This window comes from Sphingopyxis sp., assembly GCF_035250425.1.
Classification (GTDB): Bacteria; Pseudomonadota; Alphaproteobacteria; order Sphingomonadales; family Sphingomonadaceae; genus Sphingopyxis.
Genome location: NZ_DATFFD010000057.1, coordinates 1 through 6,310, shown reverse-complemented (window position 1 = coordinate 6,310; position 6,310 = coordinate 1). Strand labels below are relative to the sequence as shown.

General features: G+C 66.2%; 7 protein-coding genes. 1 reads left to right on the top strand and 6 read right to left on the bottom strand.

Annotated features, from left to right (window positions below; all coding sequences use genetic code 11):
• The 6 genes from VJ811_RS03495 to VJ811_RS03470 form a co-directional block, all read right to left on the bottom strand.
• On the bottom strand, nucleotides 1-287 hold a 287-nt coding region (locus VJ811_RS03495), incomplete at its 3' end, for a LysR family transcriptional regulator (protein WP_324070890.1).
• 92 nt (nucleotides 288-379) lie between these two features.
• Nucleotides 380-1,558: a winged helix-turn-helix domain-containing protein gene (locus tag VJ811_RS03490; RefSeq protein WP_324070888.1), complete on the bottom strand. Its 1,179-nt coding sequence runs from the start codon at nucleotides 1,556-1,558 to the stop codon at nucleotides 380-382.
• A 78-nt stretch (nucleotides 1,559-1,636) separates the two neighbouring features.
• The gene (locus tag VJ811_RS03485; RefSeq protein ID WP_324070887.1) at nucleotides 1,637-2,029 is read right to left on the bottom strand and encodes a RidA family protein; all 393 of its coding nucleotides are present in this window, start codon (nucleotides 2,027-2,029) and stop codon (nucleotides 1,637-1,639) included.
• A gap of 34 nt (nucleotides 2,030-2,063) precedes the next feature.
• The gene (locus VJ811_RS03480) at nucleotides 2,064-3,215 is read right to left on the bottom strand and encodes an alanine racemase (protein WP_324070886.1); all 1,152 of its coding nucleotides are present in this window, start codon (nucleotides 3,213-3,215) and stop codon (nucleotides 2,064-2,066) included.
• Nucleotides 3,212-3,844 carry an HAD-IA family hydrolase gene (locus VJ811_RS03475; protein ID WP_324070885.1) on the bottom strand — a complete coding sequence of 211 codons (633 nt, stop codon included), beginning with the start codon at nucleotides 3,842-3,844 and terminating at the stop codon, nucleotides 3,212-3,214. The genes VJ811_RS03480 and VJ811_RS03475 overlap by 4 nt, the downstream gene beginning before the upstream one ends.
• A 176-nt stretch (nucleotides 3,845-4,020) precedes the next feature.
• Complete coding sequence (locus VJ811_RS03470) at nucleotides 4,021-4,920, bottom strand: LysR family transcriptional regulator (RefSeq protein ID WP_324070883.1); 900 nt, start codon at nucleotides 4,918-4,920, stop codon at nucleotides 4,021-4,023.
• Nucleotides 4,921-5,078: 158 nt separating this feature from the next.
• On the opposite strand from VJ811_RS03470, the gene VJ811_RS03465 reads away from it, so the two are divergent.
• On the top strand, nucleotides 5,079-6,310 hold a 1,232-nt coding region (locus VJ811_RS03465), incomplete at its 3' end, for a TolB family protein (RefSeq protein WP_414711908.1).

The following is a 6,310-nucleotide window of genomic DNA, read 5'->3' as shown; positions in this document are numbered from 1 at the left end:
GCCTCGGCGGGGTCGAACGATGCCGCGGCATCGAGCGCCGCGTCGAGCCCGCGCAATGCCTCGCGCACCGGTCCCGCGATAGCGCGCGCCGCCGGGGTGGGGACCAGCCCGTTGCCCTGCCGCACGAAGAGCGGGTCGTCGAACTGCGTCCGTAGACGCGTCAGGGCGTGACTGATCGCCGGCTGCGACAGGTTCAGGTGACGCGCCGCCGCCGACACGCCGCCCTTGACGAAGATCGCGTCGAATATCCGCAGCAGGTTGAGATCGAATCTGGCGAGCTGCCGCAAGAAATCCTCCTCTGCGAAATCGGCGGGTGATGGATCATCGGCCTAATCGCTAATGATACGGAAGTGAACCCGGCGGCGCGGCGCGCCCTCGCTCAGGACGACGCGACCGTCACGCCGATCCGCACGCCGTCCAGCCCGAGCCATGCCGCCATCCGGTCGAGTTCGATCGCGAGACGCTCGAGCGTTTCGGCGGGAGCGCCCGGTTCAAGGGTGATCCGGTGCGCGAGCAGGATGCCGGCCTGGCGGTCGGCCTTGAGATCGACGCGGGCCACGAGCGCGTCGTCCATCAGGAAGGGCAGGACGTAATAGCCGTGGGTGCGCTTGTCCTGCGGGACATAGATTTCGATGCGATAGCGGAATCCGAACAGCCGTTCGGCGCGGCCGCGCTCCCAGATCAGCGGGTCGAACGGGGCGAGCAGCGCTGCACCGGTCATGCGGCGGGGCAGGCGGGCGTCGCGGTGCATCCAGACCTTCTGGCTCCAGCCTTCGACCCGCGCGGGTAAAAGGACGCCCGCCTCCGCCTGCGCAGCGATCGCATGATCGGCTTCGCCGGGCTTCAGCCGATAATAGTCGCGCAGTTCCGAAGCGGTTGCGACGCCAAGCGCGCGGGCGCTCCGTTCGATCAACGCGCGTTGCGCGCTTGCGGCATCGGGAGTGGGCCGATCGAGAACCGCCTTGGGCAACACGCGTTCGGGCAGGTCATAGACCCGCGCAAAGCTGCCGCGGCGCGTCGCGGTGGTGATGCTGCCCGACCAGAACAGAAATTCGAGGGCGTGCTTTGTGTGACTCCATTCCCACCAGCCGCTTTTGCTCGACCCATTCTCGAAATCGGCGGCCGCCAGCGGTCCCTCGGCGATGATCCGGTCGAGCACGGTCTGGGCTTCGGCGCGGTGCTCGGTCGCAAATCGCTTCAAGGCCTGATAGCCGATCTCGCCGCGCTCGGCGCGCGCCATTCGCCAGCGGAGCAGCGGATGGAGGTCGAGCGGAAGCAGCGAGGCTTCGTGCGCCCAATATTCGAACAGGCGCCGCTGGCGGGCGGGACCCCAGGCATCGCGCTCGAGCAATGTCCGGTCATAGCTACCCAGCCGCGAGAAGGCGGGAAGATAATGCGCGCGGGTCAGAACGTTGACGCTATCGATCTGGAAGAGCCCCAGGCGGCCCAGCGACTTGCGCAAATGGGCGGCCGTCGGCTGGTCGGGGCGGCGCGCGCCAAAGCCCTGCGCCGCGAGCGCGATCCGGCGTGCTTCCTTGAGAGAGAGGGTGGTCGTCACGCGCGAAGGCTTGGCGCTGACTTCAGGAAGCGTCAACCGTCGGACAGGTTCCCCGCCGTGGGCACGGCGCGGCTGGCGTCAATTAAACGCGCCAAAGCCCACCGCGACGACCGCTTCGATTTCGACCAGCGCGCCGAAGTGCAGCGGACCGGATGGAACGATCGACCGCGCGGGGCGATGCGTGCCGAAGAATTCGGCGTAGGCCCGGTTGACTTCGCCCCAATGCGCGACGTCGGTCACATAGACGGTGCAGCGGATGATGTCATCGAGCGAAGCGCCAACCACGCCGGCAATCGCCTCGATGTTGCCGAGCGCGAACCGGACCTGCTCGCCGATGGATATCTTTTCGGGTTCGGGCGTCTCGCCGGTCACGCCGAGCTGGCCCGAAACATAAAGGGTGTCGCCGTGCAACATGGCCTGGGCATAATGTCCGCCGGGGGGCGGCGCCGCGGCGCAGCGTATCTCTGTCATTTTCCGATCCTTCATCTCGATCTCCGAAAATCCTTCACCATCCGCCCGTTCGCGGCCATTCTTCGGTCAGTTCCCCTGCGCGCAGCACGTCGTAGGAGGTGTAGGCCGCACAGGTCAGGCAAGCGTGACCCGGAAGGATGCGGACGACGGAGCCGATCGGCAAGCGTTCGAACCAGCTTTCGTCAGGCACGGGGACGCCGCCATGCTCCTGATGCACGGTAACAACCGCCAAAGAATCCAGCGGATCGAGCGTCGCGGCATCGCAGACCAGGCCGTAGCCCGCGTTGGGCAGGAAGCGGTTGGCCCCGACATCCTTCGACAGCGCGATCGCGCCGGCGTCGAGGATCAGGCTGGGGCTGGCGCTGCGGCGCTGGTGGCCGATCACCGTCGCGAGGACCGAGACGGCAATATCCTCCGCGGCGCAGACGCCCCGCGACAATTGGGACAGGTCGCAGAACAGGTAAATGCCCGCCCGCACTTCGGTCACGCCCTGCAATTGTTCGGCAAAAACCACGGTCGGGGTCGAGCCGACGCTGACGATGGGGCAGGGATAGCCATGCGTGCCGAGCAATTCCGCCGATGCGACCGCGGCATGCCGTTCGACTTCGGCGAGCGCGCGGATCGGTGCCGGATCGTCGAGCGCGTAGCTATGGCCTGCGTGGGTCATCACGCCCATCAGCTCGAGTTGCGGCGAACAGGCCGCAATCACACCGGCGATCGCGACAAGCTCTTCCGACGCGGGGCCCGTGCCGCTGCGGTGTTCGCCGCAATCGACCTCGATGAGGACACCAAAGCGCGCCCCGAGCGTGGCGGCGGCTTCCCCCATCGCGGCGGCTGCCTCCCGGTCATCAACGACAAGTAGCAGCCGCGCGCCATGCTCGCGCTGGATGTGATGGACGCGCGCCAGTTTCGCGGGTGCGATCGCGGTCGTGTAAAGGATATCGCGCCAGCCCGCCGCGGCGAAATATTCGGCTTCGGCCAGCGTCGAGACCGTGATCGGCCCTTGCTCACCATTCGCCGCGATGCGCGCGACGTCGGTCGACTTGGCCGTCTTCAGATGCGGACGCAGCGTGACGCCCAGCGCATCGCAGCGGTCGCGCATGCGCGCGGCGTTGCGTTCCAGCCGGTCGGCGTCGAGTATCAGGCACGGGGTATTCAATCCCGCGAACAGGGTCTCCGCGCTCATTGCATCAGCTCGCGCAGCGGATCGAGCGTGTCGGCAATCAGGAACGGCCGCGCCGCGTCGGCGGCAAAGGGCATCCTGGCCCGGTTGTGCCAGAAAACCGGCATGCCGACGCCGGCCGCCCCGGGAATGTCGGCGGGCGAACCCGCCACGAAAAGCGTTCGCGCCGGATCGGTGCCGAGCCGATCCAGGACGGCGCGGTAAGATTGCGGCTGCGGCTTGTAATAGCCCGTTTCTTCGGAGGTCAGGACAACGGAGAAGGGCACGCCGACCCGCTCCGCCGCCTGCCGCCCCAAAACCGCCGAACAGTTCGTAATGACGCCGAGCGCGGTGCCGCGCGCGCGGAGGTCGGCAAGCAGCTGCGGTGCTTCCGGCCAGGGCTGGAGCGTGTTCCAGTCGGCAACCAGCGCCTCGGCGGCTGACGCCCCCACACCCGCCTTGACGCCCGCCTCGCGGACGAGATCTTCATAGGGGCGGTAAGCGCCGCAACCATAGGTCAGCTCGAGATAGGCGCGGCGCCAGCGTAGCCCGTCGCTCTTGGACCCGGCCGCGCGGTTCCAGACCGACCATGAATCGAGAAGCGCGGTGAGGAGGTCGAAGACCACGGCTTCGACTGGGGCGAGCTGTTTCATCGATCGAGATCCAAATTCAATAATGACGCCCGAGGACTGCGGCTTCGCAGGCTTCGGGTCGGGGATGCCGCCGGATGGCCCGGAGCGATTAGCAACGCGGCGCTTGCGCCGGCAAATGCCCGTTTCTGATGGTTTCATGCCGCCGCGTATGGACGTGGCTTGCCGCATCCGCCCGTCTACGCCGTCGCCAGCTTCCAGAATGCTTCGGCCGATGGCGATTGCCGGCCGCGCGGCCGATACAGCCTGACGTCGACCGGAATATCCCAGCGCGAATCGCCTGCCCGCACCAGCATGCCGCGCTTCAGGTCGTCAGCGACGATGCTCAACGGCAACCAGGCCAGCCCCTTTCCATCCCGTGCCATGCGCGCGAGGATCAGCGTGTGCGACGTGAACACAGGCGTGAAATTTGCCCGCATCGCGCTGGCATCGAGCATCGCCGACACGATGCGATCCATCCCCGATTCAGCGCCATAGGCCAGCAGATGAACCGGATGATCGGCGTCGTCGGCGAGCGCGTGCAGCGGCGCCCCACCGGCTTCGCGCGGCGCGCTGACCGGAATCAGCGCATCGGATTCGAGCGATATCGACTGGAAACCCGCACCATCGAGAACCGACGGGGCGCCAGTATGGAAATAGCACAGGCAAAAATGCGCCTTTCCGCTCAGCATCATCTGTTCGGACGTGCCCATATTGTCGGCCGTGAGCTGGATCGGGATTTCGGTATCGGTCATCGCCTGCAGCGTCGCGAGCCATTGCGGAAAGAAGTTCAGCGCCAGAGCGTGCGTGACCAGAAGCTTGACCATCGACGCCGATGTGCCGGCAATCTCCTGCACCTCGCGCCGGCCATGTTCGATGTCGCGCAGAACGGTCTCGGCGATGACGGCGAAGCGCTTGCCGGCAGAGGTCAGCACCATCTGGTGCGTGCTGCGGTCGACGAGTTCCACGCCGAGCCATTCTTCGAGCGCACGGATGCGGCGGCTGAAAGCCGGCTGCGTCACGCAGCGCGTCGATGCCGCGCGCGAGAAGTTCCCCGCGTGTATCAAGGCACCGAAATCCTCAAGCCATGCCAGTTCCATCACTCATGCCCCTTCGGCCTATGCGAAGTTGTAATGCGGGAAGAACGCCTGGCTACCCCTTGCGACACGCATGGATTGATCCATTTTGCGCATTGGAGCTCGTGCCCGCCGGTCGGCAGATTGCGGGCGCAGACAGGCTGATTCAGGGGGCTTCGGGAATGGGTTTCGACATTTTGCGACGGGAGCGGCACCATCGGGGCAGTCGCGCGGCGGTGCTGACGGCCGCGATGCTTGGCGCAGCGATCATGGTCGGTGTCCTGCCGGCGGTCGGCGCGGAGCCGGAACAACCGGTCTCGCTGGTGCCGCGCGACGCGCTTTTCGCTTCGCCCGCCTATTCCGAACTGCAGATCAGCCCCGACGGCAAGCAGTTGGCCTTTCTCCACCCGCTGAACGGCGTCCTCAACGTCTGGGTCGCGCCGCTCGACGATCCGAAGGCCGCCACGCCGGTCACCCGGTTCGATACGCGGCCGCCCGACAGTTTCCAGTGGAGCCCCGATGGACGGTACATATTGGTGCTGAAGGATGTCGGCGGCGAGGAGCATAGCCAGCTCTGGGTCGCGAACCTTGAAAAGCGCACGGTCGCCAATGTGACCGCCGATCCCGCGGTGCAGACAAAGATCGTGAAGCTTTCGAAGCGCCGTCCCGGCGAAATCCTCGTCGGCATGAACATTCGCGATCGCCGCTATCGCGACATCTATCGGATCGACCTCGCGACGGGGGCGCGGAGCGAGGTGCTCCGCAACGAGCGAAATTACATCGATGTCGTTGCCGATCCCGATTTCAACATCCGGCTGGGCGTCCGCGGCAATGTCGACGGCTCGTCGACCTATTTCCGTCTCGACCCCGCCGGGCCGAGCGAGTTCATGACGATCCCGCTGGCTTCGCTGCGCAATTCCAGAATCCTCGGGCTGGATGGCGAAGGGAAGCTGTTGATGTTCGACAGCCGGACCAGCGACAAGGCGAACCTCGTTTCGGTCGATCTTGCCACGGGAACGCAGACCCTGCTCGCCGCGTCAGGACGCGCCGATATCGTCGATCCCTTGTTTGACGAGGCCAGCGGTGCGTTGCTCGCAACGCGTGAGGATCCGCTCGTCAGCGAATGGACGGTGCGATCGGAGGACGTGCGTGCCGAGTTTGCGGCGCTTCAAGCGGCCGCCGCAGGGCCGTTCAAGATTGTCGACCAGACCCCGGACAATGCGCGCTGGCTGCTTCTCGAAACGGTTCCGAACCACCCCGACCGCTATAGCTGGTGGAACCGCAAGGACCGGACGCTCACGCCGCTCCTGTCGACGCGGCCGGAGCTCGCGCAGCGATCGCTGGCCCGTCGCGCGCCCGTCACGATAACCTCGCGCGATGGCCTGACGCTGCCCAGCTATCTGACGCTGCCGAC

What these genes read in the sequence shown, in the direction of transcription:
- VJ811_RS03485 (WP_324070887.1), bottom strand. Translation starts at nt 2,029, where the DNA reads ATGACAGAGATACGCTGCGCCGCGGCGCCGCCCCCCGGCGGACATTAT.
- VJ811_RS03480 (WP_324070886.1), bottom strand. Translation starts at nt 3,215, where the DNA reads ATGAGCGCGGAGACCCTGTTCGCGGGATTGAATACCCCGTGCCTGATA.
- VJ811_RS03475 (WP_324070885.1), bottom strand. Translation starts at nt 3,844, where the DNA reads ATGAAACAGCTCGCCCCAGTCGAAGCCGTGGTCTTCGACCTCCTCACC.
- VJ811_RS03470 (WP_324070883.1), bottom strand. Translation starts at nt 4,920, where the DNA reads ATGGAACTGGCATGGCTTGAGGATTTCGGTGCCTTGATACACGCGGGG.